Consider the following 23633-nt stretch of genomic DNA (forward strand, 5'->3'; position numbering starts at 1 on the left):
AGGACTCACGAGGCCGAAGGCCCTATCTCGTTCGCGACGACCGCTACGACGTTCGCGGGGAATCCCCCGCGGCGGGCGTGCTCGCGAATCGCGTCTTCGTCGTCTGTCTCGTGCACGCAGTAGATCTTGTTGCCTGCGACGAAACTTGTGATCCACCGATACGGCACACCGAGCGACGCGATCGTTGCAGTCGACTTCGTGGCGAACGCTGCCAGTTCTGCATCCGTGAGGTCACTCGCGCCGGCGAGTTCTCGCTCGATGAGGAAGCGCTTCATGTTCTACCCCTGTTCGATTCACCATGTTCGCCGCGGTGGCGGGTGGCGATTTCGACTCTGCGCGGTCGACGAAGATTGTTCATGGGGACAAGTTCCCTATCTTCGAAAGCGCCTGGTAGGCGCGCTGCCAACTGCTTCTTCGCGAAGTCTGTTCGGTTTGTCCGGGTGCCGGTCGATCCCAGAGGTGAGGCTCACGGAGCGCGAGAACGAATACCGCGAACTTGCGGCTCGCGCAGGCGAGGCACGAGGCGGGCGTGGCGGTGCGGTGCTGGTATCCGGCGAATCCGGTGGTGGAAAAACCGCGTTCGTCGAGTCTTTCATCGAGAGTTGGCGCGACGACGAGCGTGTCTTGTGGGGAGCGTGTGACCCGCTGTCGACTCCGCGACCGCTCGGTCCGTTGCACGACGTCGCAGACCGATTCGGACCCACCGCGCGAGCGGTGCTGCGCGACGGCAACCAACCTTTCGACATCTTTGCTGCCGTGTTCGACGATCTCAAAGAGCAACCGTCGATTTTGGTCATCGATGATCTGCATTGGGCCGACCAAGCGACGATCGACATATTTCGCTTTCTGCTCAGGCGCGTCCAGCACACGAACCTGTTGCTGATCGGTTTGGCTCGTGACGACGAGGTCGGCGTCACCCATCCGCTGCGTGGATTGCTCGGTGACGTTGCGCGATCACCGCACGCGCTGTCCGTCACCGTCCCGCCACTGACGTTGGATGCGGTGACAAGTCTTGTCGGACAAAGGTCTGTCGATCCGGGGTGGTTGCACCGAGTGACCGGAGGCAATGCTTTCTTCGTGTGCGAAATGCTCGACCACCGCACGGGTGATCTTCCGACGACCGTGCGGGACGCAATTCTCGCGCGTACCGCCGGCCTCGACGTAGCGGCATGGGATCTGCTGAACCTACTGACCTGCGCGCCCGGTGCAATCGCAGACAACTTGCTGACCGACCTCGGTGTCACGCTGCCGGCTCTCCGGGCCCTCGACGATGCGAAACTCATCAAGAGAAACGATCGCGGCGTCGCGTTCCGGCACGACCTGTGTCGAATTGCCGTCACCAGCGTCATTCCACCGGGGGCTGAACCTGCCCTGCACAGGCGCTTCATCGACGCGCACTACAAGACGCCACATCCGGACCCCGCCGTCATCACCCATCATGCACTCGGAGCCGGCGACCGCGCCTTGATCACCGAGGCTGCGGCCGATGCTGGTCGAGCGGCTGCACGAACGGGTGCGCACACGCAGGCGACGGAATTTTTCAAGATTGCACTGGATTCCGGAGGAGCGAAGCTAGTCAGCGAGGTCGAAGCCGAATTGCTGGAACTGCTTGCCGCGGAGTACTACCTGACCGACCAACTCGCTGACGCTATCGCAGCGTGCAAACGAGCGATGACCCTGCACGAAGCGATGCGCTCGGATCTCGGGGTGAGCGCGATCCACAACGCATTGGCGAAGTACGAGTACTACAACTCCAATCGCACCGTCGCTGACGACCACATCGCGGCAGCGATCGCCCTGCTCGACGGATCCGCCGGGTCCGGCCAACCATCGAGGCTCGTGCAATTGGGACACAACTTTGCGTTCCAAGCATTCCTGGCCGTTCAGTCTACGCAACTCGATTTCGCGAAGCGATTGCTCGAAGAGGCGCGCGACATTGCCGCCAAGTTCGGCGACTCCGTACTTCAGGTGCGCGTGGAGCTCGTCGAAGGCATTTGCGCTGTGGTTTCGGGACAACAGATCGCGCGCGAGGAGCTGCTGGAATTGCTTCGTGCCGGACCTAGCCAGATCGACGAAATCTATTCCAGCGGTTACACCAACCTGAGCTATTTCGACGTCGAGCAGAGAAATCTGGATGCGGCCACGGACCTACTGGACTTCTGTATTCCGCTGATGGTCGAGCATGATCTGCCGGTCTGCCACGTCGTCCAGCTCGGCGCGCGTAGTCGATTGAAACTGCTTGTCGGGGACTGGAACAGGGCACTCGCCGACGCGGATTCCGTCTTGGGCCGTCGGAGTGCGCCTTTGGCTCGGACGTGGCCCCTCCTCATCCGCGGGTTGGTGACGCTGCGTCGAATCGGAGACGACGACGGCGGTATCGACGACGCGTGGCGACTCGCATGCCGCTACGGAGAGCCTGTCCGAATGCTGCCGGTTGCTGCAGCCATCGTCGAAAAGAGCTGGTTGAGCGGGGTGCCGGACCCACGCCTCGACGAGTGTCGCGCTTTGCTGAACAGCGTGCCTGTCACTGGGTTGGAGTGGGCGCGAGGCGAATTGGCGCTGTGGTTGTGTCGTGCAGGCGTGCCGGTTGTTGTCGAGACCGTCGCACCTCCGTATCGGCTGTACTTGAACGGCGACTTCGAAGCCGCCGCCGACCTCTTCGAACGTCTGTCGACTCCTTACGATGCGGCGCTCGCGATGGCCGAGTCGCGCAAACCGGCGCTTGTCCGGCGTGCCGTCGACATGCTCGACCGACTCGGCGCCGATGCAGTCGCCGCGAAGGTGCGTTACGACCTCAGACTCCAGGGCACCCATACCGTTCCGGCGCCTCGACGGGCAACGACGTTGGCCAACTCGGCAGGGTTGACGACGCGGCAGATCGAAGTTCTGCAACTGCTCGAAAATGGACTGACAAACGCGGAATTGGCTGAGCGACTGTTCCTTTCGGTCAAAACGGTCGACCATCACGTGTCGGCCATTCTCGCCAAGCTGCAGGTCACCAAACGACGGGATGCGGTCCGCCGAGCCAAAGAGTCCGGCATCCTGCTCTGATTGCGCGCATTGTCGCCGCCCGACTCTAGGTGACTGCGGCCGGCGCAAAATAGGGATCTTCTCCCGATGTTTCCTCCCCTGTCTTCACCGATTGTTGAGTGGACATCAGCACGTAGGACACAGGGAGAATTCGATGAGTATCGATCACACAATGTCGCCGGCAGCACAGGAAGCCGATCGCCAGCTGAAGGCAAAGCATCGCGCGCTGTGGGCGTCGGGCAACTACTCGGCGGTCGCTGCCGAACTGATTCCCGCGCTCGGCCCGGAACTGGTGCGGGCGTGCCACATTGGACCGGGCGATCGTGTGCTCGATGTGGGCGCCGGATCTGGTAACGCCTCGATCCCCGCCGCGGCTGCGGGCGCAGTTGTAACAGCGAGCGACCTGACCCCCGAATTGATGGCCGTCGGCCGTGAACTCGCCGCGGACCGCAACGTCAACGTGGAGTGGGTCGAAGCTGACGCTGAAGCATTGCCGTTCGCGGACAACAACTTCGATGTGGTGATGTCGTGCGTCGGCGCAATGTTCGCGCCGCATCACCAACTGACCGCAGACGAACTGATTCGAGTCGCACGGCCGGGTGGGACCATCGGAATGATCAACTGGACTCCTCCTGGCTTCCTCGGCACTCTGTTCGCGACGATGAAGCCGTACGCGCCGCCGCCGCCCGCCGGTGCCGGCTCTCCCCCCATGTGGGGCGACGAGGCCTACGTTCGAAATCTGTTCGGCGATCGGGTGACCGATGTGACCGTGCGTCGTCAGACAGTCCTGATCGACCACTGCGCGAGCCCGCTGGAATTCCGGGAGTACTGGAAGCGTAACTACGGTCCCACGATCGCGGTGTACCGCTTCAACCAGGACCAGCCGGATCGCGTCGCCGACCTCGACCGTGACTTCCTTGCAATGCTCACCGAGTGGAACAAAGCCACGGATCCCGGCCACACCGCGTACGAGGCCGAGTATCTGCTCATCACCGCAACCAAGGTGTAAGCGAATTGTCGGACCCTCGGGCTATACAGGACTTATGGCACTGAACTGGAAGCTTGTCATCGACACAGCGGACGCACCTGTCCTGGCCGATTTCTGGGCCGCGGCACTCGGTTACGAGGTCGAGGATCCGAGCGCGCTCATCGAGCAGTTGTTGTCGGCCGGCCACCTCCCTGCCGAGGCGGTCCTCGAACATCGGGGCAGCAAAACCTTCCGCGGCTATGCCGCAATCCGTCACCCCGACGATCCGTACGACCCGACAAGCGGCGTCGGGCAGGGTCGGCGTCTGCTGTTCCAGGATGTACCCGAGGCCAAGTCCGGCAAGAACAGGCTGCATATCGATGTGCACTCCGAGCCCGGTGGTCTCGACGAACTCGTCGGGCGGCTGGAAGGCTTGGGGGCGACCCGCGTTCGCGAGTTCGACAAGGGTCCGGCCGGGCACTGGTGGGTCATGCAGGATCCGGAGGGCAACGAATTCTGTGTTGCGTGACGGCTAGCTAGCTGAGCAGTCGAAGACGATGTGTCCCAATGGGGTTGTGCGAGTGCTATTTACGCGTAGCCCAGCAGCCGCCGCAAGCGCTGCGTAGTCCTCGACGCTTCGTTCTCGACCACCCGCCAGCACCAACATCCGCAGGTTCATCTCGGCGAACATGGCCGGATCGTCACCGGCGATGCCGCGCGACTCGATCATGACGACCCGGCCGGCACTGCCTGCCGCTTCCGCACACCGGCGCAATATCGTTATCGCTTCGACGTCGCTCCAATCGTGCACAACCCGTCGGACGACATAGATGTCGCCACCGGAAGGCAATAGATCGAAGAAGCTCTGCCCAACAACCTCCCAACGATCGGTGAGCGCGTGCTCTGCCAAGAACTGTCGCGCCCTCTCCGCTGTGGCGGGCAGGTCGACGACGGTCCCGCGTGCAGTCGGGGCCTCGCGCAGAACTTCCGCCAGGAATGCGCCGGTGCCTCCGCCGACGTCGATGATGTGTGACGCCGAAGACCAGTCGTAGCCACCGACCGCATCGAGTAAGTAGTCGTTGCCACTTGCCATCATGGCGTCGAACGACGAAGCGACATTCTCGTTGTCAGCGAGATACTCCCAGAAGGGCGAACCGAAAACCGTCTCCCACGCTGGTTGTCCTGTGCGGACCGTGTGGAGCAGTCCGGTGAATGCGACGTCCATTCGTCCGCCGAAGCCATCGAGGTCCAGCATGTTCTTCATTCCTGAGGGATGGTCCGAAAGCAATAGTGCCGCAACATCGTTGACGCCGAACCTGCCGGGCTGCGATTCGACGAACACCCCCTGACACACGAGATGCCGTAACAGACGACTCAGTGCGTCGGGGTCGGTTCCGGACCTTCCAGCCAGCACTTCGATACTGTCCGCGCCACCGGCGATGAGGTCTGCGAGCCGCAACGTTGCTGCTGCTCGAATCGCCATCGGCGTCACCAGGTCGATGCGTGTGGCCAGAATTTTCCAGGCCGAGTGCCACGCCGACGATTCAGGAGTCCGATCGTCATCCGGTGTGCTCATCGCTCGGACTCACCGTCCCACCATTCGAGCACGCGTGCGCAATAGAGAGTCAGCCATTTGGATGGTTCGCCTTCGGGGACGTCGACCTCGAACCACATCCGTCCAGGCACTCGGCGACCCTGGCGCCACGTACCGTCCGGCTGCCGCGACGCACGAATGAGGGCGATCGCGTCGGCCATGCGTGGGTCCGGTCGCGCGGCATCGAGTCGAGTGGCTTCGCGGAAATAGTCGGCTGCATTGAGCACGCTGTAGAACCAGAACAACGGATACGCGACGTGGTCGACCCATGCCGCGATCGGTTCACCGGTCGAGAGCCTGCGGAAGAGGTCGCGTTGCAGTAGGTACTCCTCCCCTGACTTCCGCGCGGCTCGGGTCGCTTCGGTTCCGCCGGTTACGATCTCGTGCGCGAGCAAACCTCTGAGCGAGTTGAGTGTCGAGTGGACCGAGGATCGCGTCGATCCCTCGATCCACTCGCAGTTCCAGCCACCGTCGGGCAGGCGATGCTCGACGAGCCATTCGACGATTCCGGAGATGTCGGCACCGAGCCAGACTCCGTTCGCGACAGTCCATGCGTTGATACAGCAATCGACCTCGCCGCCCCAGTACGGCAGGTTGTCGTATTCCCACCGACTGTTCGCCTCGAGCAGTTCGACCGTCCGACGCGCACGGAGCACGGCGGAGTCGACCCCCCATTCCCGGAGAAAGTTGAGCGACCACGTCGTCGCGGTCCACGGCTGCCCGCCTCCGGCGGCGTCGGGTCCGTCGGGGTCGAAGTCTTTCGGAAAGAACGCTCCGCCGGCCCACTGCCCGTCGGCGTCCTGACGAGCGAGAAGTTGCGCACCGAAACCTTCGGTTGCGACCTTGGCTCGCGTCGCCTCCCATACCGCGGGCGATTCGTGCAGCAGGTCGCGCTCGACCTGCCACCGCAACGCGGGATCGGAGTCGATTAGCCACGGGATGAGGTCGCCAGCCACCATGGTGCGACTCTATGCAATCGATTCGTCGCGCATCCCGTTGTCGCGGAAGCGGAAAGAAACTGTCCGATTCTCGTGCAGCAGCACCGACCGTACCGACGTTAGAACCGAAAGCAGGCCGATCGGCTAGTCACCCAGCCCTCGATTTTCCGACACGCTCACCTCGAACTCTTGACTTAGTCCAGAAAAGAGAGTGTTATCTGTCGGGTGTCCCCCACATCGAACTCCACGGAACTGCTGCGTGATGCAGCGCTCCGGGTAACCCGTCCGCGGGTCGCTGTTCTCGATGCGGTGCACGCGAACCCGCATGCGGACACGGATTCGATACTCGGCTCCGTGCGTACCTCACTGCCCGAGGTATCCCGCCAAGCGGTGTACGACGTTCTGCATGCACTCACCGCGGCCGGCCTCATCCGTCGCATCCAGCCGTCCAATTCCGTAGCTCGCTACGAGTCGCGGATCGGCGACAACCACCATCACGTGGTGTGCCGGTCCTGCGGGATCATCGCCGACGTCGACTGCGCCGTCGGCGAAGCCCCTTGCCTTACCGCATCCCACTCCGATGGCTTCTCGATCGACGAGGCCGAGGTCATCTACTGGGGGACGTGCGAGAAGTGTTCAACAGCCAGTAGTTCGGGATCACAGCCGTGATCACAGCCCCGAAGCAGTAACTCCCGGAAAGGTTTGTCGTGTCGGAAACCCACGAAACCCGCGTTGCCGAAATGAACGAGGAGGAGAGCAAATGCCCCGTCGCACACGGGCGTCGCACTCACCCGACCGAAGGAGCTGGCAACCGTGACTGGTGGCCGAATCAGCTCAACCTGAAGATCCTCCAGAAGAACCCCGCCGTCGCCAACCCGATGGGTGAGGACTTCGACTACGCCGCCGAGTTCAAGACCCTGGATCTCGCCGAGGTGAAGCGCGACATCGAGGCAGTCCTTACGGATTCGCAGCCGTGGTGGCCGGCCGACTACGGCCACTACGGGCCGTTCTTCATTCGCATGGCGTGGCACGCTGCGGGCACCTACCGCATCAGCGACGGTCGCGGCGGTGCCGGTGCAGGAATGCAGCGTTTCGCACCGCTCAACAGCTGGCCAGACAATGCCAGCCTCGACAAGGCACGCCGACTCGTCTGGCCGGTCAAGAAGAAGTACGGCCGCAAGCTGTCGTGGGCCGACCTGATCGTTCTGTCCGGCAACGTTGCACTCGAGTCGATGGGCTTCGAGACCTTCGGGTTCGGCGGCGGTCGCGTCGACCAGTGGGAACCCGAAGAGGATGTTTACTGGGGCCCGGAGAACACCTGGCTGGGCGACGAGCGCTATACCGGTCAGCGGAGCCTCGAAAAGCCCTTGGCCGCAGTACAAATGGGCCTGATCTACGTCAACCCGGAGGGCCCGAACGGCAACCCGGATCCGCTCGCGTCGGCCACCGACATCCGTGAGACCTTTGCACGGATGGCGATGAACGACGTCGAGACGGCGGCGTTGATCGTCGGCGGACATACGTTCGGCAAGACGCACGGCGCGGCAGAGCCCGACCCCCACATCGGTCCCGAGCCGGAGGGTGCACCCCTCGAGGAGCAGGGTCTGGGCTGGCGCAACAGCTTCGGCACCGGCGTCGGCAAGGATGCGATCACCAGCGGACTCGAGGGCGCATGGACCCCGACTCCGACCAAGTGGGACAACAGCTTCCTCGAAACGCTGTACGGCTTCGAGTGGGAGCAGTCCAAGAGCCCGGCGGGCGCATTCCAGTGGATCCCGAAGGATGGCGGTGGCGCAGGCCTGGTGCCTGACGCCCATGTGCCGTCCGCGACGCACACCCCGGTGATGCTGACGACCGACCTCGCGATGCGTGTGGATCCCATTTACGAGCAGATCACGCGACGCTGGCTCGACAATCCACAGGAACTGAAGGACGAGTTCGCTAAGGCCTGGTTCAAGCTGACCCACCGTGACATGGGACCGATCGTGCGCTACCTCGGACCAGAGGTGCCGCAGGAGACGCTGCTGTGGCAGGACCCGGTCCCGCCGGTGACGCACGAGCTCATCGGCGACGCGGATGCCGCAGACCTGAAGAGCCAGATCCTCGCATCGGGTTTGACTGTTGCACAGCTGGTTTCGACCACCTGGGCGGCAGCGTCGTCGTTCCGCGGCAGCGACAAGCGTGGCGGCGCCAACGGTGGCCGTATCCGCCTGCAGCCGCAGGCAGGCTGGGAGGTCAACGAGCCCGACGAGTTGGCCGTGGTCGTACGCACGCTCGAAGGAATTCAGGAGACCTTCAACGCGACGGGTAAGACGGTGTCGTTCGCCGACCTCGTCGTGCTCGCAGGCAATGCAGGTGTCGAGCAGGCCGCGAAGAATGCCGGACACGACGTGACCATTCCCTTCACGCCCGGGCGCACCGACGCGTCGCAGGAAGACACCGACGTGGATTCCTTCTCCGCACTCGAGCCAACAGCGGACGGTTTCCGCAACTACCTCGGCAAGGGCAACACGTTGCCTGCCGAGTTCCTGTTGGTCGACCGGGCGAACCTGCTCACGTTGAGTGCTCCGGAGTTGACGGTTCTCGTCGGCGGACTTCGTGTCCTCGGCGCGAACCACAAGAAGTCGTCGCAGGGCGTGTTCACCGACACCCCGGGGTCGCTGACCAACGACTTCTTCGTGAACCTCCTCGACATGGGCACCGAGTGGGCGCCTTCCGCGGCAGACGACGGCACCTACGAGGGCAAGGACCGCTCGACCGGTGCGGTCAAGTGGACCGGCAGCCGTGTCGATCTGGTCTTCGGATCGAATTCGCAGTTGCGGGCACTTGCGGAGGTTTACGCAACCGACGATGCGAAGGAGAAGTTCGTCAACGACTTCGTCGCGGCGTGGACCAAGGTGACAAACCTCGATCGGTTCTAGGGCGCTTCACGCCTCGTGCGTCTTTTCGGCGGTTCGGACCGCCGAAAAGACGCACGGGGTGTGTCTTCTTCAGTGCCAATTGCTGACCTTGACGTCGTCAGGGGCGGGTGTGCCCTTGCCCGTCTCGACGAGCGCCTTCATGCTCAGCAGGAACGTCGCCCACTTGGTGCTGCAGTGGTGCATGAATTCGACCGGCTCTTTCCAGCCGGCGTGGGTGAAGTTGACGACCGTCCAGTCGCCGTCCTGCGTGAGGTCGAAATTCACCGTTGTGCCGACCCACTCTTCCGGCCCGTCGATCACTTCCCATAGCACCCGGACCGATGGCACGAGTTCGACGACCTTCATGTCGAAACCGCCTGCGTCGAAGCGGAATTGAAGCACTCCCCCGACCTCGGTGTCGCCGGTGGTCTCCGTCGTCCACCACGCCGCGAGCCCGTCTCGCGTGCTCAGCGCTTGATAGACCGCGTCCGGCGACGACGTTGCCGTCGCGATTCTGTGCAGGATGTCGACCATGTCAGTTCCTCTCGATTACGCAACGTTTGGTTGCATGAGAAGCATGGCAGACATCCCGACATTGCGCAACCTATGGTTGCGCTATCGATGGACCGACTTCTACAGACTCGCCAGGCTCGCGACGGTCGATGCACACGCTCGCGCCAACTCCTCACCCTTCTTCGTGAAGTGGCGGCGGAAGTAGTCGACATGTTCGGTGTGCTCGTGGAAGTGGTGCGGCGTGAGCACTGCCGAGAAGACTGGCACGTCGGTCTCGAGTTGGATTTTCATCAGCGCGTCGATCACCGCGGTAGCAACGAAGTCGTGTCGGTAGATACCGCCGTCGACAACGAGCCCACAAGCGGCGATCGCGGCGTAGCGTCCGGTATTCGCCAGCCGCTGAACGTGCAGCGGGATCTCGAAACTTCCTGGCACAGTGAAGACCTGGACGTCCGTGTAGCCCTGACTCTCCAGTTCGCTCTTGAACGCGTCGACGGCTTGATCGACGATGTCGGCGTGCCACCGAGCAGCAACGATGGCGATCGATCGAGATTGCGGTTCCGACATTTCCACTCCCCGTTGACGAGACCCCGCAGGGTCGACTGCGACGCTGCCCAGCAACGCCGAATGTTATTCAACATAGTCGCCGCCTCGAGGTCGACCGCCACGCAGTCACGTGCCCTTCGGCACGTAACGGAACGCTGTGATCCCGCATTCGAACGGCGTCGCAGAAACAAGACGCAGCTGCGCGTAGGCATCTTTGCCGAATACCGGCTTGCCCGCACCGATCGCCGTCGGATTCACAAAGAGGTTGATCTCGTCGAGCAGTCCGGCGGCGATGAGGTTTGCGGCGAGCGTCGCGCCGCCGTAGGTGATGATGTCGTTGCCGGGCTGCGCCTTGAGCTCGTTGATGGTCGCGACCAGATCACCGGCCACAACTGTGTTGTCCCAAGGTGATTCGGCGAGACTGCCGGAGATGACGACCTTCGGGGTGTTGTTCATGAAGTCGATCGAATCCTGATCCTCACCTTCGGGTCCTGCAGCCCAGGTGGGAATGAAGCCCTCGGCAAGTTTGCGTCCCAACACGATGCAATCGACGGTTTCGGTGAGGGCGCCGATGTAGGCGTTGAGGTCGTCGCTCCACGGAAACGACATCCAATCCATCTCACCGTTCTCCCCTGCCATGTAGCCGTCGACGGTGGTCTGGACCTGGAGCTTGAACTTGCGCATTGCGTGTCCCTTCGTGTCGGTGTCGAGTGGCGATTCGACTTTCGTTCTCGCCGTTCCCTTGTGCCTACAGCCTGGCGGAGCATGCTTACGGTTTGTTTACGGTGCTCCTACCGATTGGCTGATACGAACGAGCGGCGGCATACTTCCCGGGTATCCACGCAAACGCGATCACATGTGGGGTCTGGGAGACAAATGTCGAATCGGTCCATGCTGACACGGTTCCTGATCGGTGCTGCCAATACGGTCGAACAGGTAGCGGCCCGAGCGGTCGCGACACTGGGCAGCGACTCGGCCGCCGACCACCCGAGCCTGTCCCCCGTCGAAGATCCGAAAGTTACTGCCGTGCAACGTGCGCAGCGGGCTGCTGCGCGGGCGGGCGATCACAAGCTTGCGCGCGACCTGGCCGATGTCGAGATTCATCTTCGACGCCGGAGCGGAAAGACCGACGGTTCACTGATTCCGACCCATCACGACCGCAGCGCGTCAGGCGCGAAGCTCGAGGGCATGCGGCGGGATCTGCTCGCCAAGACACCGCGCCCGGATCCGTCCACGCTCGACTGACGCACGCCGTCCGCACGCGAAACGAAGTGTCGGCACGGACACAGTAGGACCGTCGGCGACGCGACAGACCCAAAGCGGTCGACACCGGAAACTTGTTCTCAACACAGGAACGACGCCGTGTCGGCCTACAAAACCTTTGGAGCACAACCCATGTCGAACTTCACCAAGCGCATCGTCACCGCCTCCGCCGCAATTCTCTTCACACTGTCCGCTGGGGCAGGCATCGCGTCGGCAAGCAATGGCGGCGACTACGACTTCTACTGCAACAAGAAGAGCTCGGGCTACAACTTCACCTACTGCCACGATCACTTCGACAACAACGGCAACCGCAAGGACAACAACACGTTCCGCGACCGCAACCGCAACAACAACAATCACCACGACAACGACCACCACGGCCACAACAACCACCACTGACCCGGCGACGCGAAGGGACCCTTGACCACTGGATGTGGGCAAGGGTCCCTTCACTGCGTTCAGCCGCGGCTAGCGGGTGCCGACATACTCCACGTAACCGGTTCCTGCGATAACGCTGCCCCGGAACTGCCCTGTGTAGGTGTAACTTCCGACGTAGCCGCCAGCCATGCCGTAGACGTAATCGTCGTTGGTCACTGCTTCGAGTGCGATCAGGTCGTTTCCGCCGTCGTCCTGAACAGACCAGCGGAATCGTTTCGCCAGGTGCATCGACACGTCGTTCGGTGTGGTCCGCGGAACCGCTTCGAGTTCGTCGACCTCGAAAGCGAATCCGCGCTCGTAGACGGCGCCATGATCGGTCAGCGAGCGGACGTACACCGACCGCTGCAGCGGCAAGCCCATCGGACCGAGCACCTCTGTCATCAGGACCTGGGTCGATTCGTCGATATTCAGGATCTGGTAGGTGAAGAACTTCATCGGCAGGGCGATAGCGGTTCCCCGCGCGTACTCGTAGGTGTTCAGACCACTCAGTCGATGTGTCTGCCCGTCGTAGGTGACGGTTCCGGTGTGCTGGCACAGCAGGGACCAGTGGTCGTAGATGCCGGCGGGCAGCTTGCTGAAGTGCGCGACCTTGTCGGTGGCAACGATGTCGAGTTCGACGGCGAACGCGTCGTTGGCGTAGGACAGGTGGAAGTTCGGATAGTCGTGCCGCAGTTCGAGGTCGCTGCCGAACTTCACCACGCTGCCGTCGTCGGTCGCGGTGATGTCTTGCTCGATCCGATACCCACGAAATTGACCCGGAAAAGTGATCCCCGACCCGATCAACACGTTCGCGGTGTCGCGCGGCGTCGTCTCGACGAGGTGCGGGTTGGTCCACAGGTCGATCGCAGGCTGACCGATCACGACGATGAGGTCGAGAAAGTTCAGGGGCGCAGGTAGTCCGGGAATCATCATTCCGTAATGGACAGTCGAGTACCGACCTACGGGCGGGTGCATCGGTGTCGTCGGATCGAACGGTCGACCATTGTGCCGCCAGTTGTGGTTGACCAACTTCTGTGCTGCTGCAACAAGCAACTCCGGATCCTCTCGCCGAAAGAAAGTCCTCGATCGCGTGTTCTGTATTTGCGACCCAATCGCAAAAACTCGCGCCGGACCAATTGACTAAACGGTAACTTACTGGTGAGTCACAAGTCCAGCGGCGGTCCGCGCTCGGTGGCTCCGTCGGTCGAGGTTCCGAGGTGATTTGATACAGGTCATGGGCGAATCGAGTCCTACAACACCCGGTGTAGACGCTCTCATCGAAGAGCTATTCGGGCCACCAGTGCGAAGCGTAGACGCCTCGCTACAGGTGCCGGCGGTATCCGGGCTGTACGCGTGGTGGGCAGAACCCGTCACGTTCGAATCGTTGGCAGGTCCCCCGAACGGCCGCGATTCCTCGATGCGCCTTCTGTACATAGGTCTCGCATCGAACCTGCGACGAAGGATCGTCAGTAATCACCTGAAGCGAAGTGGGTCTTCGACTTTGAGACGGACCCTCGCCGGGCTACTCCTCGACTCGGAGCAGTACAAGACGATGTGGACCGACCGAGTAGTCCTTTCGCCGCAAGACGAGCTCCGATTGACCACATGGATGCACAATCACCTTGCACTAACGTGGTGCGCGCATCCCGATCCCGCCGCCGTGGAACGAACCATCATCGAAATCCTTCGGCCGCCGCTCAATGTCGACTTCGCTAGCGGTCCCAACCTCGCCGTTATCAAGCAGGCGCGCGCCGCTTACACCGAAAGCGCGGGACGGAAACCGCTCTGAGCTAAGGCATCTCGATCGTTTCGGCGCGGGCGATGTCACTGACGGCGCGTGCGATGTAGTCCTTCGTCGCGACCTTCGCGGCACCTGCAAGGTCAGCGATAACAAGCACGGCCGATTCGATGACGACCCGATTGTCTCGCCCTCTCGGTGTCTCTTCGACCTCGGCGACGCCCAGTGCGCCGGTGATCACGACAGCAAGAAACTGGATGTCGAGGCCCTGCCACCAGGGCGCCGCCGCCCGAGCACAGCGTCCGAGGACCTCGGACACATCGTCACCCTCCAACCCGTCCGGATGCAATGTCTCCATCAATTCGCGAATGACCCTGAACTGCACTGCGGCAACCTGCTCGAAGGGAATTGCGCTCAATTCCGCTATGGCAGTACCGAATTGGTCCGCCGACCCAGCACGTGCCGCAGCCTCCGCGCTGTAGGTGGCCATGGCGATTGCACGCGGGATTGCAGGCCACTCGTTCGGCCACATCGTCGTCCTCCACTCCTCGGTCAGGGGCCAACTCTTGCACAGGTCACCGACGTGAGAGCGGTTGTCAGCGGACCGTCGCCATCCAGGTGTGTGCGGCGGAGACGAGCGCGTGAACTCCCGTGCGCAACGTCGGTTCGAGGACCGGGGCAGCACTCCGACGACGCCGGTGCCGCCGATCCCGGTGTGCACCTGGTAGCCCCACCCGGCCAGCATGGTTGCGACCAGATTCGCAGTGCGGGTCTCCTGGAACGCGAGCTCGGGGTGCGCGTGCAGATCCTCGTAGACGGCAATGAGGTCGACGTCGGACAGTTCGCGCCCGGAGGTCATCGTTCGACCACCTCGCCGACGGATACCAGGCCACCGATCGTGGCGGCGAGGTCCGCCGGATGACTGATCTGCGGATAGTGGCCGGCCCCGGCAATGGTGCTGACGCGGATCCGATCGTTCCTAGCAACCAGCTCGCTCAGCGCGGTCGAATCCAGCGGGTCGAGCTCGCCGACGACGAGGTGTACGTCGCCCTGGAAGCCGGCCAGCTTCTGACGCAGGTCGTGGCGGGTACTACGTCGACCGGCCGCCGCCAGTAGTCGTCCGATCCGGCGCGCGACCCCTGGCCGACGCAGATCGACGACGCTGGTCTCCAGTGTGGATGCGAAAGCATCGGATCCCAGCAGAGTGCGCGAGAGATTGTCGGGCGGGGCGAACCGCAGGTACGCAGCGGTCAGAAGCGCAAGTCGCTGTAGGCCTCCGGCCGGTCGTTGCAGGAACCCCGGCGCGATCAGGGTCAGCCGCTGCACCTGTCCGGGGTGGGTCGAGGCGAATTCGACGGCGACTGCCGCGCCGATCGAGTGACCCACGAGATGCAGGCCTTCCCGGCCGCCCGCCACATCGGCCATCCAGCGGGACCAGACGCCCGGGTCCCCGGAGCTCATCCCGAGCCCCGGAAGGTCGAGCACCCGGGTCGCCTCGGGCAGCTCCGCGGCGACACCAACCCAGGTGTCGGCGTTGACTGGGACAGCAGGGAGCACGACGGTGTGCGCGGCCGGGTCGCCGATACCGAAGGTGCGAATCCCGGCGTACGAAGTGAAACCGCGAGCCGCGTCGCCGGCCGGGCTCTCGCCGAAGCGATGGGCGGCTATGTGATCGGCCCACCGCTGAATCGCCGGCAGGGTCGCCGGGACCTGGAGCCCGTGTCGGCGGGCGAGCTCCTGCGCCGACGCGGTGGGATAGCGCTCGGTGGACATGAAACTCAGGGTCTCCGGATCGGCCTTGGTCACAGCGCTCGGCAGCCGCTTGATCATGCCGACTGGGATCCGCAACCGCGGAACCGCGACCTCGTAGTGTCGACCGACAGCGGTGAGCAGATCCGGCAGTCCGGGTGTCTCGTCGTCGAGCACCCAGTAGGACTGGTCGGCTGCCTCGGGCAGCGTTGGAACGAGCGCCATGAACCGAGCGAGGTAGTCGACCGTCACCACCGGTACGAAGACACGCGCGTTTCCGGGTAGCGCGGCGAGCTTCCCCTGCCACAGGTCCCGGACGCTCGCTGCCAAACCGGCTTGATTGTCTGCCTCACCCGTGGTGCTCACGCCTATGACGGTCGCCGGATTCACGATGGTGAACGGGACGCCGAGCCTTGCCGCCGTCTCCTGGACCACGGCGTCGGCTTCGATCTTCGACGCCTCGTAAGCACCGAGCCTCGCGTAATCGTCAGTGCGGTCACGACTACGTTCGGTGGTCGGATCTTGGCCACCGACCCGGTAGCCGGACACGTGCACCAACCGCGGCGAATCAGGAAGCCGTGACGCAAGTCCGACAATGCGTTGCGCACTGATGACGTTGGCGCGGCGGGCCTCGTCGGCCGTCATCCCGAATCTGAAGGCACCCGCGAGGTTGTATATCTCGGTGACTCCCTCTAGCGCAGACGTGCCGCTGGGGAGACCGAGGTCTTCACTGTCGAAGTCGACGACTGCCGACACGACACCAGCGGTGACGGTGTGGCGGTCCAACCATGCCTCGAGGGTCCGGGCCGAGTCGACGCTGCGGACGGCGGCCGTCACCGCGACGCCCTGGGAAACAAGCTCAACGATCAGCCACCGGCCGAGGAACCCGGTCGCGCCGAGGACGAGGGCATGTCGAGGCGCGCTCATGCTTCTGCACTCGTCCGGTCGGCAGGAAGATCCAGCAGCGTGCGCAGGGTAACCGCTGCGTCGCGCAACGGCTGTACGTCACGCCTGGCCCTCGACACGATCATCGCGCCCTCGACGAGACTGACGACCGCCGACGCGGTCGCTCGGGCCACAGACGCTCCGTGGCCCCGCGCCATCAGGAACTCGGTGACCGGGACGATCCAGCTCTCGTACGCCTGCTCGCAGGCACTGCGCAGCCGCTCGCTCTCCGCGCCCATCTCCAGGGTGACTACCGATACCGGGCAGCCGACCCGGAAGTCGCTGCCTTCGAGCAGCTGCGCCAGCGACGCGGTCACGGACTCGACAATCTCGCCGGCACTCTCGCCCGGTCCTGCAGAACCCAGAGCGCCGCGAATCATGTCCTCGAACTGGGTCCCAGCGAGGACGACGGCCTGTTCGCCGAGCTGCTCCTTTCCCTGAGGGAAGTGGAAGTACAACGAGCCCTTCGGTGCACCCGAGTGTGCAATCACGTTGTTGAGGCCGGTTCCGCTGTAGCCATGTACCTGGACCAGTTCGAGCATTGCCTCGACGATCCGCTGCTGGGTAGCAGCTCCTTTGAGCTTTGGGTTCATAAGGCAATAATAGACCAGTCTATATATTCTGGCAACGACGGTTCGGGTCGACTCGCACACAGGTAGCCGACGTGAAAGGGGATGTCAGCCGGATGTGAGTGGCAATCGCGAAAGTTGCCGACATGACCAACACATTGAGCAGTACCCGAACCAACCACACCCTCGACATCGGCATGCTCGAGCGTTTCCGCGCTCGTGCCGGTGAACTCGATCGGACCAATACGTACTTCCACGAAGATCTCGCCGACCTCCGCACAGTCGACTACCTGGCAGCGGTGGTACCGACGCACCACGGTGGCTGGGGACTGACACTGGGCGACCTGGCGCAGTCGCAACGCAGGCTGGCGCGGTACGCCCCGGCGACGGCCTTGGCCACGACGATGCACTTCTACTGGACCGGTCTTGCCGCGGAGTTGGAGCGATTCGGCGACAGATCGCTCGTGTGGATCCTGCAGGCCGCGGCCTCCGGAGAGATCTTCGCAGCCGGACACGCAGAGTCGGGCAACGACGTTCCGGTTGTTCTGTCGACCTGCGTGGCGGAGCGCGTCGACGGCGGCTATCGCCTCACGGGACGAAAGCAGTTCGGATCCAATGGTCCGGTATGGAATTGGCTCGGTGCTCACGCGATGACATCCGACGGGCAGATCGTGCATGCATTCGTCGATAGGCGGTCGGACGGGGTGACGGTAGTGGAGAACTGGGACACCCTCGGCATGCGACCGAGTCAGAGCCACGACACCGTGCTCGACGACGTCTACGTCCCTGATTCACGTATCGGTCGGGTCCTACCTGCCGGCGACGACACCGACCTGTTCTACGTCGCAATGAACATGTGGGCCCTACCGGTTATCGCGAACGTCTACCTCGGAATCGCAGAGCGCGCAATGGAACTCGCGATCGCATCGGCACAAGGCAAGTCCTCCATCGCAATCGAACGCAGTGCATACGCCTACAACCCCATGGTCCAGCACCAGGTCGCGCAGATGTATTTGGAACTCGACGCGGCGGTCGCGACCGCTGATCGGTTCGTCGACGACTGGATGGCAGGAGCCGATCACGGCGCACAGTGGGGACCCAAACTGCTGTCGATGAAGTGGCGTTCGGTCGAGGCGGCGAAAAGGGTCGTCGACATCGCACTCGATGTCACGGGTGGCGCAGGGATGTTCCGCGGACGCGAACTGGAGCGGTTGTACCGCGACGTTCGTTGCGGCGGTTTCCATCCCGGAAACGATGCGCTCACACACGAAATGGTGGGCAAGGCCGCGCTCGGTATCGCAGGACAAACGCCACGGTGGTAGGTCAGACCTGTCTGTGGTCGAAGGCCGACAACGCCCTTGCCGCGGCGGCGTTGTCGTCCAGCCTGCCACCCTCTGCCAAAGCTGCGGTGTACATGTCGGTTCCGAGGATCCTTCGTAACTCGTCGGCAAGCTCGCGCAGGCGACGGTCGTCTTCGCCATAGATGTCGTGCCCACCGGCCGACGACGTCACCGCACCGAGGAGCACGGCGGCGGCGCGGGTGAGGCCCAGCCGCGCAAGCAATTCGGCGACGGATCTCAAGGTCGTCCACTGCAGCGATCTGACACCTGCTCGACGCCAATGCGGCAACAGCCAGCGGTACAACTCGACCGCTGACTCGGCGTCACCATGACGGGTTTCCAGAGACGCCGCCGTAGACCCAGCGATGCCGAGCACGAACGACGAACCGCAACGCCGGGCAAGGTCCATCGCGCGCGCTAGCCGGACGGCAGCGGTGGCCGGGTCGGTATCCAAAACCGATTCGCCTGCAACGTAGTTGATCCACGCCGCACGCAGTATCGGGGTTCGTTCGTTCGTCGAACGCAGCATCTCGGTGGCGAGTTCCGGTGCAGCTTCGTCACCGCGGTAACCCCGCGCGAGGAGCACGACGCCTTCGCGTTCGGCTCGGCGAAACGCGTCGTCGTCTCCCACCGCAGACCCGTTGGGGGCAAACGGTTTATCGATCGCGTCGTCCAGGCGACCATGGACAAGCGCCTGGAGGGTCAACAGAGCTGCGGTGTAGTACCCCATCGAGCTGATCGCCGAACGTGACGACAGCTCTTTCGAACGCGTCACCAGGGTGTCCATCAACTCGAGATCACCACGCTTCCAGGCGCCGACAGCACCGATCGCGAAAGCTTCCGCAACGCGCGGATCGGTCGAGCAGGCAGCGTCAGCTCGTTCGGCCGCCGACTGCGCCCAGCCGAAAACTTCGGGTCGCATTCTGTACAGCCCGTAGTCGTGCAGGTCCAGCGACGCGTCGAGCAACTCGTCGAAAAGGTCACGTCCGAGCAGGTGCGCGAACGCATTTCGCATGTCTGCGAGCGCCACGTCCATGTCGTCGAGCACACCGACGACGTCCGGCATTCGCAAGCGACGATTCGACTCGGCAACGAAACGAATCATAAAACGTGCATGGTTATGCAGTACCGCATCCGTCGCTCCACGACTCTGCAACCGCACAGCGCCGAAGTCGCGCAACGATTCGAGCATCAGATATCTCGTGCCGCTGCGCTGCAGCAACGATCGCTCGACAAGACTGCTGAGAATGTCGGTCGCGTCGGCAACCGAGCACTCGACCACGGCGGCCGCGCCCGCCGCAGGAAACGGACCGTGAAACACGGAGACGGCCTCGAACAACCTTCGTTCGTCGTCATCGAGAAGTGAGTACGACCATTCGATCGCCGCGCCGAGTGAACTGTGCCTGCCGACCGTTCGCCTGCCGCGCGTCAACATACGCAGCCGATCGTCCAGACCGTCGGCGATCTCATCGAGTGTCAGGGTATGCAGACGTGCGGCAGCCAGCTCGATCGCCAACGGCAGGCCGTCGAGTCGGCGGCATACCGTTGCGATTACGGCTCGTTCTGCTTCGGAGGGTTCCCACCGTGGCAGCACTGCGTCGGCCCGATCTGTAAACAGCTGCACCGCAGGCTGATCCGCTGCGTACATCGACGGCAGCGGTAGGGGCGGGACCGGACACAGATGTTCGCCGTCGATTCTCAGGCGTTCACGACTTGTCACCAGAACTGTCACGCCGGGGGCGCGGTGGACGACCGTTTCGGCCAACGCGGCAGCCTCGTCCAGCACGTGCTCGCAGTTGTCGAGCACCAGCAGCGTTTTCTGGTGTTGCAGCACCTCGGCGATACGCTGCACCGGATCGGCACCGCTACGCGGCTCGATATCGAGCACAACCGCGACGGTGAGCGCAACGGTGTCGCTATTCGCCTGCGCGAGCGCGCAGAACCAGACTCCGTCGGGGAAACGTGGCGCAATTCGACGGCACACCTCGCTGGCCAGGCGCGTTTTGCCGACGCCTCCGGTTCCCAGCACCGTGACTATGCGGTGGTCGGTCAACAATCTGTCCAGGTTCGCTACGAGGTCTTCGCGGCCGACGAAGGTGTTGTCGTGCCGACCGAACCCAACAAGCCGACCTTGATTTTCCTGTGGGGCAACCTCTTCTGCGAGATCGGCCGTTGATGCGGTCAGCATCGAATCGTGCAGTCGTGCGATCTGCGGCGACGGATCTATCCCAAGTTCCTCACCGAGCCTGCGGCGATAGCGGTCGTACACGGCAAGTGCGTCGGCGTTTCGACCCTCCCGATGCAGAGCGGTCATCAGGTGCCCCTGTGGTCGCTCCCGTAGCGGGTGCCGTGCCGCGAAAGCATCGAGATCAGCAAGCACGTCGCGATGCCTGCCTGCCGCCAACAGCAGGTCGAACTTCACCTCGCTTGCCCTGTTCCGTATCTCGATCAGTCGTTCGGCTTCGATGGCTGCGTCGGCCACGTCGCCCAGTTCCTCGTAGGGCCTCCCTCGCCACAACACCTCCGCGCCGTCGAGGATCGTCAGCGCTGCAGTGCCGTCCCGATCAGTTGCGGCGCGAGTGACTGCTGTCTCGAAGACCCGAGCGTCGAGTGCCGCGGCGTCGACGCTCAACCGGTAGCCCGACGCTGTTCGCTCGATGTCGACGGCAGGCAGCGATCGCCTGAGCCGAAACATGTGGGTATGCAGTGCAGCATGGTGGTCGGCCGGAAGCTTTGTCGGCCAGAGCGCCTCACAGAGTGCGTCGGCCGAAACGATGGCGTTGGCGTGCAGTACGAGCATCGCGAGCAAACGGCGCTGCAGGGTGCCTTTCGGTGCGCGGTCGACAGAGTCGATGCTGACCTGCACCGGCCCGAGCACACCGATCACCAGATTCGAAGCCATCGTCTTCTACCGCCGAATCGTCACAAAGTGCGCAAATCGTAGCTCACCTGGCATATGTGAGCCGATGGAAGTTGGATGTGAGTACCTACCGACACGATTGCTGACATGACCACTTCCTTGCAGAACCATTCCGCACGCAACCTGGTTGCCCGACTCGGCGACATCGTCACCATCTGGGCACACCCCGACGACGAGTCGTATCTAGCCGGCGGCCTGATGGCGCTTGCCGCTGCCACCGGCGCGAAGGTGACCTGCGTGATCGCTACCGCGGGTGAACTCAACGCACCTGCCGAAGATCGAGCGGCGCTCGGCCGACGCCGGACCGACGAGTTGACGGCCGCTCTCGGCGCACTCGGTGTGCAGGACCACGTTCTGCTCGGCTTTCCCGACGGAGGCTGTGCGGCAGTCGATCCCGAGATCGCAATCGCCGAACTCGTAGCAATACTGAAAGATCGCCGACCGAAGACGGTCATCACTTTCGGTGCGGACGGTTTCACCGGCCATCCGGACCACCGCACGGTGTCACGCTGGGTCGACGCCGCCGTAGCGCGCTTCGACGACGATGCGCCGAACCTGTTGCACAACACTGGCATCCACGAGCACAGTGCCGCTTTCGAGGATGTGCACACACAGTTCGATATCTTCGAACCGGGCCTGCCGACCACCACCGCGCCACACGATCTCGCGTTGCTCGTCGAACTCGAAGGACCTCTGCTCGACGCAAAGTTGCGAGCGTTGGCCGCACACGGAAGCCAGACGACCGACCTCATGGCGGCGATGGGGATCGAAAGATACCGCGACTGGATCTCGTTGGAGTGCTTTGTCGTTGCACCAGGCCATTGACCTCACCAGAACGTGGCCGACAACCCCCATGCGGTCAGTTCTTCCGAGATCTGCTTGCGCACAGAGTCGGTATCGCCGAAATAGTCCGGATGGATTCCGAAGATCGTCACCGTGACCTTGTCGCCGTATTCGACGGCCCATGCCGCGATCGCAGGACCCTGTCTTCGGCGGTCGGAGGCCGTGTGGCCGACCATGATTGCGCGAATCGCGAACGACTCGGCGGTGAGTCCACCGAGTTCGATGGACGTAGCGGGTGCGACACCGAGATTGGAAACCGTCGCATCCGGACCCACCACGGAGCGCATCATCTTCCCGATGAGCTTCTTCGGGAGCAACCGAACGATCGGCTGTAGGTTGTCGGCAACCTTGTCGTTGCCCGATGTCGCGTACTCCCTGAGCGCGTCTTTGCTGAGCGCTCGTATCTCGCGGAGTCCCCGCTCAGGACCGATCTCGTCGCGGATCCGAATCCAGACTCCCCCAGATGCATTGGCGCGGTCGTCGCCGTCTTCGCGCCTGTTCACGGCGATGCAGATCCGCATCTCGTCGTCTGTCAAAGGGCAACCCGCGCGCTGGACGACTCCGCCGAGAACGGCGATCAGCAACCCGTTCGGTGTACCGCCGTGCTGCTTTGCTGTACCGATCCACTCGCTCTTCGGAATATCGACGATGGCAAGCGTGGTGTCGGGGGCGGCATCATCGGCAGACGGCGAGGCAAGCATGCTTGCGGGCCGGGTCGGCTTGGCAGTACCGCGTTTTCGCTGGCGCCAGAGTTCTTTCGCTACCACCCGCATGGCGGAGGCTGCTTCGACCACTTGGCTGCCTGAATCGGCGAGGTCTCCCCGCAGACCCGCCCACCCGCGCACGTCGTCAGCGGTGGGCAGTGTGGACGTCGAGGTCCCGGCGTGCGCGGCCGCGAGCGCGTTGTACAGCCCTTGACCATCGGTGATCATGTGCGAGACCAACAGGGAGAGAACGAGTCTCCCCGACTCCGTGTGCGCACACTCCAGCCGCCACCCCGCACCCGCCGCCGGCTCGAGATCGGCCATGCGAAGTCGGGTGTCGGCCCAGTCGGATACCTCGTCGTCGCCGATGACACGAGCCTCTGTGTAGACGTCGGGGATCTGATGGGCTCGCACCCAACGATGCCTGGCGAGCGGGACTCGCGCTCGGACCACCCGGCGATCGAGCACGCCGGCTGCAAGCTCATCTCGCAACCCTGTCACCGCATTCGCACCGGGATCCGTAGCGTAGATCCACAGGTACTGAATCGGCGCGGAAAGCCCGAAGTTGTTCTCCGCCAACAGGTACGACTCGTCGGCCCCAGCTACTCGACTCATCGAAATCTCCTTGGTCTCCACATACGGTTTGTCGGTAGGTCC

General features: G+C 63.3%; 21 protein-coding genes and 1 pseudogene. 10 read left to right on the forward strand and 12 right to left on the reverse strand.

What is annotated here, in order from left to right; genetic code table 11:
• Window positions 1-5 precede the first annotated feature (5 nt).
• Entirely contained in the window at window positions 6-275 is a 270-nt protein-coding gene (locus JGU71_RS02755; protein ID WP_199701726.1) for a DUF4242 domain-containing protein, read from the reverse strand.
• A 184-nt stretch (window positions 276-459) separates the two neighbouring features.
• On the opposite strand from JGU71_RS02755, the gene JGU71_RS02760 reads away from it, so the two are divergent.
• The 3 genes from JGU71_RS02760 (at window position 460) to JGU71_RS02770 (ending at window position 4526) form a co-directional block, all read left to right on the forward strand.
• A complete protein-coding gene (locus JGU71_RS02760; RefSeq protein WP_199701728.1) occupies window positions 460-3051 on the forward strand; it encodes an ATP-binding protein in 2592 nt (863 codons plus the stop codon).
• 133 nt (window positions 3052-3184) lie between these two features.
• Window positions 3185-4039, forward strand: coding sequence for a class I SAM-dependent methyltransferase (locus JGU71_RS02765; RefSeq protein WP_199701730.1), 855 nt, complete (start codon window positions 3185-3187; stop codon window positions 4037-4039).
• A gap of 34 nt (window positions 4040-4073) precedes the next feature.
• Window positions 4074-4526, forward strand: a complete 453-nt coding sequence (locus tag JGU71_RS02770; protein WP_199701732.1) for a VOC family protein — start codon at window positions 4074-4076, stop codon at window positions 4524-4526.
• A 3-nt stretch (window positions 4527-4529) separates the two neighbouring features.
• Here JGU71_RS02770 and JGU71_RS02775 read toward each other — a convergent pair whose 3' ends face one another.
• Together JGU71_RS02775 and JGU71_RS02780 are read right to left on the reverse strand one after the other, a co-directional pair.
• Window positions 4530-5573: a methyltransferase gene (locus JGU71_RS02775; RefSeq protein WP_199701734.1), complete on the reverse strand. Its 1044-nt coding sequence runs from the start codon at window positions 5571-5573 to the stop codon at window positions 4530-4532.
• Window positions 5570-6550, reverse strand: a complete 981-nt coding sequence (locus tag JGU71_RS02780) for a prenyltransferase/squalene oxidase repeat-containing protein (RefSeq protein ID WP_199701735.1) — start codon at window positions 6548-6550, stop codon at window positions 5570-5572. The genes JGU71_RS02775 and JGU71_RS02780 overlap by 4 nt, the downstream gene beginning before the upstream one ends.
• Window positions 6551-6754: 204 nt before the next feature.
• Between JGU71_RS02780 and JGU71_RS02785 the strand changes: the two genes are divergently transcribed.
• A complete protein-coding gene (locus JGU71_RS02785) occupies window positions 6755-7198 on the forward strand; it encodes a Fur family transcriptional regulator (protein WP_199701736.1) in 444 nt (147 codons plus the stop codon).
• Window positions 7199-7269: 71 nt separating this feature from the next.
• Window positions 7270-9450: a catalase/peroxidase HPI gene (katG, locus tag JGU71_RS02790; RefSeq protein ID WP_199702833.1), complete on the forward strand. Its 2181-nt coding sequence runs from the start codon at window positions 7270-7272 to the stop codon at window positions 9448-9450.
• A 69-nt stretch (window positions 9451-9519) separates the two neighbouring features.
• Here katG and JGU71_RS02795 read toward each other — a convergent pair whose 3' ends face one another.
• The 3 genes from JGU71_RS02795 to JGU71_RS02805 all read right to left on the reverse strand — a co-directional run bounded on the left by JGU71_RS02795 (window position 9520) and on the right by JGU71_RS02805 (window position 11172).
• A complete protein-coding gene (locus JGU71_RS02795; RefSeq protein ID WP_199701737.1) occupies window positions 9520-9963 on the reverse strand; it encodes an SRPBCC family protein in 444 nt (147 codons plus the stop codon).
• A gap of 99 nt (window positions 9964-10062) precedes the next feature.
• Window positions 10063-10509, reverse strand: coding sequence for a 6,7-dimethyl-8-ribityllumazine synthase (locus tag JGU71_RS02800; RefSeq protein WP_199701738.1), 447 nt, complete (start codon window positions 10507-10509; stop codon window positions 10063-10065).
• 105 nt (window positions 10510-10614) lie between these two features.
• Window positions 10615-11172, reverse strand: coding sequence for a dihydrofolate reductase family protein (locus JGU71_RS02805; protein ID WP_199701739.1), 558 nt, complete (start codon window positions 11170-11172; stop codon window positions 10615-10617).
• Window positions 11173-11379: 207 nt separating this feature from the next.
• Here JGU71_RS02805 and JGU71_RS02810 point away from each other — a divergent pair, with 207 nt between their 5' ends.
• Both JGU71_RS02810 and JGU71_RS02815 read left to right on the forward strand, forming a co-directional pair.
• On the forward strand, window positions 11380-11733 hold the full coding sequence (locus JGU71_RS02810) for a hypothetical protein (RefSeq protein ID WP_199701740.1): 354 nt from the start codon (window positions 11380-11382) through the stop codon (window positions 11731-11733).
• A gap of 150 nt (window positions 11734-11883) precedes the next feature.
• The gene (locus JGU71_RS02815) at window positions 11884-12150 is read left to right on the forward strand and encodes a hypothetical protein (protein ID WP_199701741.1); all 267 of its coding nucleotides are present in this window, start codon (window positions 11884-11886) and stop codon (window positions 12148-12150) included.
• A gap of 69 nt (window positions 12151-12219) precedes the next feature.
• Here JGU71_RS02815 and JGU71_RS02820 read toward each other — a convergent pair whose 3' ends face one another.
• Entirely contained in the window at window positions 12220-13221 is a 1002-nt protein-coding gene (locus JGU71_RS02820) for a DUF6670 family protein (RefSeq protein WP_233528583.1), read from the reverse strand.
• A gap of 181 nt (window positions 13222-13402) precedes the next feature.
• Between JGU71_RS02820 and JGU71_RS30525 the strand changes: the two genes are divergently transcribed.
• Complete coding sequence (locus JGU71_RS30525; RefSeq protein ID WP_372433079.1) at window positions 13403-13957, forward strand: GIY-YIG nuclease family protein; 555 nt, start codon at window positions 13403-13405, stop codon at window positions 13955-13957.
• Window positions 13958-14585: 628 nt separating this feature from the next.
• On the opposite strand, the pseudogene JGU71_RS30335 reads toward JGU71_RS30525, so the two are convergent.
• From JGU71_RS30335 to JGU71_RS02835, 3 genes and pseudogenes are all read right to left on the reverse strand, one after another.
• A pseudogene (locus JGU71_RS30335) lies at window positions 14586-14765 on the reverse strand (hypothetical protein); the annotation flags it as partial.
• A complete protein-coding gene (locus JGU71_RS02830) occupies window positions 14762-16582 on the reverse strand; it encodes an alpha/beta fold hydrolase (protein ID WP_199701742.1) in 1821 nt (606 codons plus the stop codon). The gene JGU71_RS02830 and the pseudogene JGU71_RS30335, both read right to left, overlap by 4 nt.
• Window positions 16579-17193 (reverse strand): TetR/AcrR family transcriptional regulator, encoded by a 615-nt coding sequence (locus JGU71_RS02835; RefSeq protein ID WP_233528585.1) that lies wholly within the window; start codon window positions 17191-17193, stop codon window positions 16579-16581. Before JGU71_RS02835 ends, JGU71_RS02830 begins: the two co-directional genes overlap by 4 nt.
• 122 nt (window positions 17194-17315) lie before the next feature.
• Between JGU71_RS02835 and JGU71_RS02840 the strand changes: the two genes are divergently transcribed.
• A complete protein-coding gene (locus JGU71_RS02840) occupies window positions 17316-18491 on the forward strand; it encodes an acyl-CoA dehydrogenase family protein (RefSeq protein WP_199701743.1) in 1176 nt (391 codons plus the stop codon).
• A 1-nt stretch (window position 18492) separates the two neighbouring features.
• Here JGU71_RS02840 and JGU71_RS02845 read toward each other — a convergent pair whose 3' ends face one another.
• Window positions 18493-21411: an AfsR/SARP family transcriptional regulator gene (locus JGU71_RS02845; RefSeq protein WP_199701751.1), complete on the reverse strand. Its 2919-nt coding sequence runs from the start codon at window positions 21409-21411 to the stop codon at window positions 18493-18495.
• Between the two features lie 105 nt (window positions 21412-21516).
• Here JGU71_RS02845 and JGU71_RS02850 point away from each other — a divergent pair, with 105 nt between their 5' ends.
• Window positions 21517-22254, forward strand: a complete 738-nt coding sequence (locus JGU71_RS02850) for a PIG-L deacetylase family protein (RefSeq protein ID WP_199701753.1) — start codon at window positions 21517-21519, stop codon at window positions 22252-22254.
• A gap of 2 nt (window positions 22255-22256) precedes the next feature.
• Here JGU71_RS02850 and JGU71_RS02855 read toward each other — a convergent pair whose 3' ends face one another.
• A complete protein-coding gene (locus JGU71_RS02855; protein WP_199701755.1) occupies window positions 22257-23591 on the reverse strand; it encodes a hypothetical protein in 1335 nt (444 codons plus the stop codon).
• Between the last annotated feature and the right edge of the window lie 42 nt (window positions 23592-23633).

Origin of the sequence: Antrihabitans stalagmiti (assembly GCF_016482825.1) — a bacterium.
Taxonomy (GTDB): Bacteria; Actinomycetota; Actinomycetes; order Mycobacteriales; family Mycobacteriaceae; genus Antrihabitans; species Antrihabitans stalagmiti.

What these genes read in the sequence shown, in the direction of transcription:
- JGU71_RS02780 (WP_199701735.1), bottom strand. Translation starts at nt 6,550, where the DNA reads ATGGTGGCTGGCGACCTCATCCCGTGGCTAATCGACTCCGATCCCGCG.
- JGU71_RS02755 (WP_199701726.1), bottom strand. Translation starts at nt 275, where the DNA reads ATGAAGCGCTTCCTCATCGAGCGAGAACTCGCCGGCGCGAGTGACCTC.
- JGU71_RS02775 (WP_199701734.1), bottom strand. Translation starts at nt 5,573, where the DNA reads ATGAGCACACCGGATGACGATCGGACTCCTGAATCGTCGGCGTGGCAC.
- JGU71_RS02765 (WP_199701730.1), top strand. Translation starts at nt 3,185, where the DNA reads ATGAGTATCGATCACACAATGTCGCCGGCAGCACAGGAAGCCGATCGC.
- JGU71_RS02830 (WP_199701742.1), bottom strand. Translation starts at nt 16,582, where the DNA reads ATGAGCGCGCCTCGACATGCCCTCGTCCTCGGCGCGACCGGGTTCCTC.
- JGU71_RS02815 (WP_199701741.1), top strand. Translation starts at nt 11,884, where the DNA reads ATGTCGAACTTCACCAAGCGCATCGTCACCGCCTCCGCCGCAATTCTC.
- JGU71_RS02805 (WP_199701739.1), bottom strand. Translation starts at nt 11,172, where the DNA reads ATGCGCAAGTTCAAGCTCCAGGTCCAGACCACCGTCGACGGCTACATG.
- JGU71_RS30525 (WP_372433079.1), top strand. Translation starts at nt 13,403, where the DNA reads ATGGGCGAATCGAGTCCTACAACACCCGGTGTAGACGCTCTCATCGAA.
- katG (WP_199702833.1), top strand. Translation starts at nt 7,270, where the DNA reads ATGAACGAGGAGGAGAGCAAATGCCCCGTCGCACACGGGCGTCGCACT.
- JGU71_RS02770 (WP_199701732.1), top strand. Translation starts at nt 4,074, where the DNA reads ATGGCACTGAACTGGAAGCTTGTCATCGACACAGCGGACGCACCTGTC.
- JGU71_RS02800 (WP_199701738.1), bottom strand. Translation starts at nt 10,509, where the DNA reads ATGTCGGAACCGCAATCTCGATCGATCGCCATCGTTGCTGCTCGGTGG.
- JGU71_RS02840 (WP_199701743.1), top strand. Translation starts at nt 17,316, where the DNA reads ATGACCAACACATTGAGCAGTACCCGAACCAACCACACCCTCGACATC.
- JGU71_RS02845 (WP_199701751.1), bottom strand. Translation starts at nt 21,411, where the DNA reads ATGGCTTCGAATCTGGTGATCGGTGTGCTCGGGCCGGTGCAGGTCAGC.
- JGU71_RS02810 (WP_199701740.1), top strand. Translation starts at nt 11,380, where the DNA reads ATGCTGACACGGTTCCTGATCGGTGCTGCCAATACGGTCGAACAGGTA.
- JGU71_RS02835 (WP_233528585.1), bottom strand. Translation starts at nt 17,193, where the DNA reads ATGAACCCAAAGCTCAAAGGAGCTGCTACCCAGCAGCGGATCGTCGAG.
- JGU71_RS02795 (WP_199701737.1), bottom strand. Translation starts at nt 9,963, where the DNA reads ATGGTCGACATCCTGCACAGAATCGCGACGGCAACGTCGTCGCCGGAC.
- JGU71_RS02850 (WP_199701753.1), top strand. Translation starts at nt 21,517, where the DNA reads ATGACCACTTCCTTGCAGAACCATTCCGCACGCAACCTGGTTGCCCGA.
- JGU71_RS02855 (WP_199701755.1), bottom strand. Translation starts at nt 23,591, where the DNA reads ATGAGTCGAGTAGCTGGGGCCGACGAGTCGTACCTGTTGGCGGAGAAC.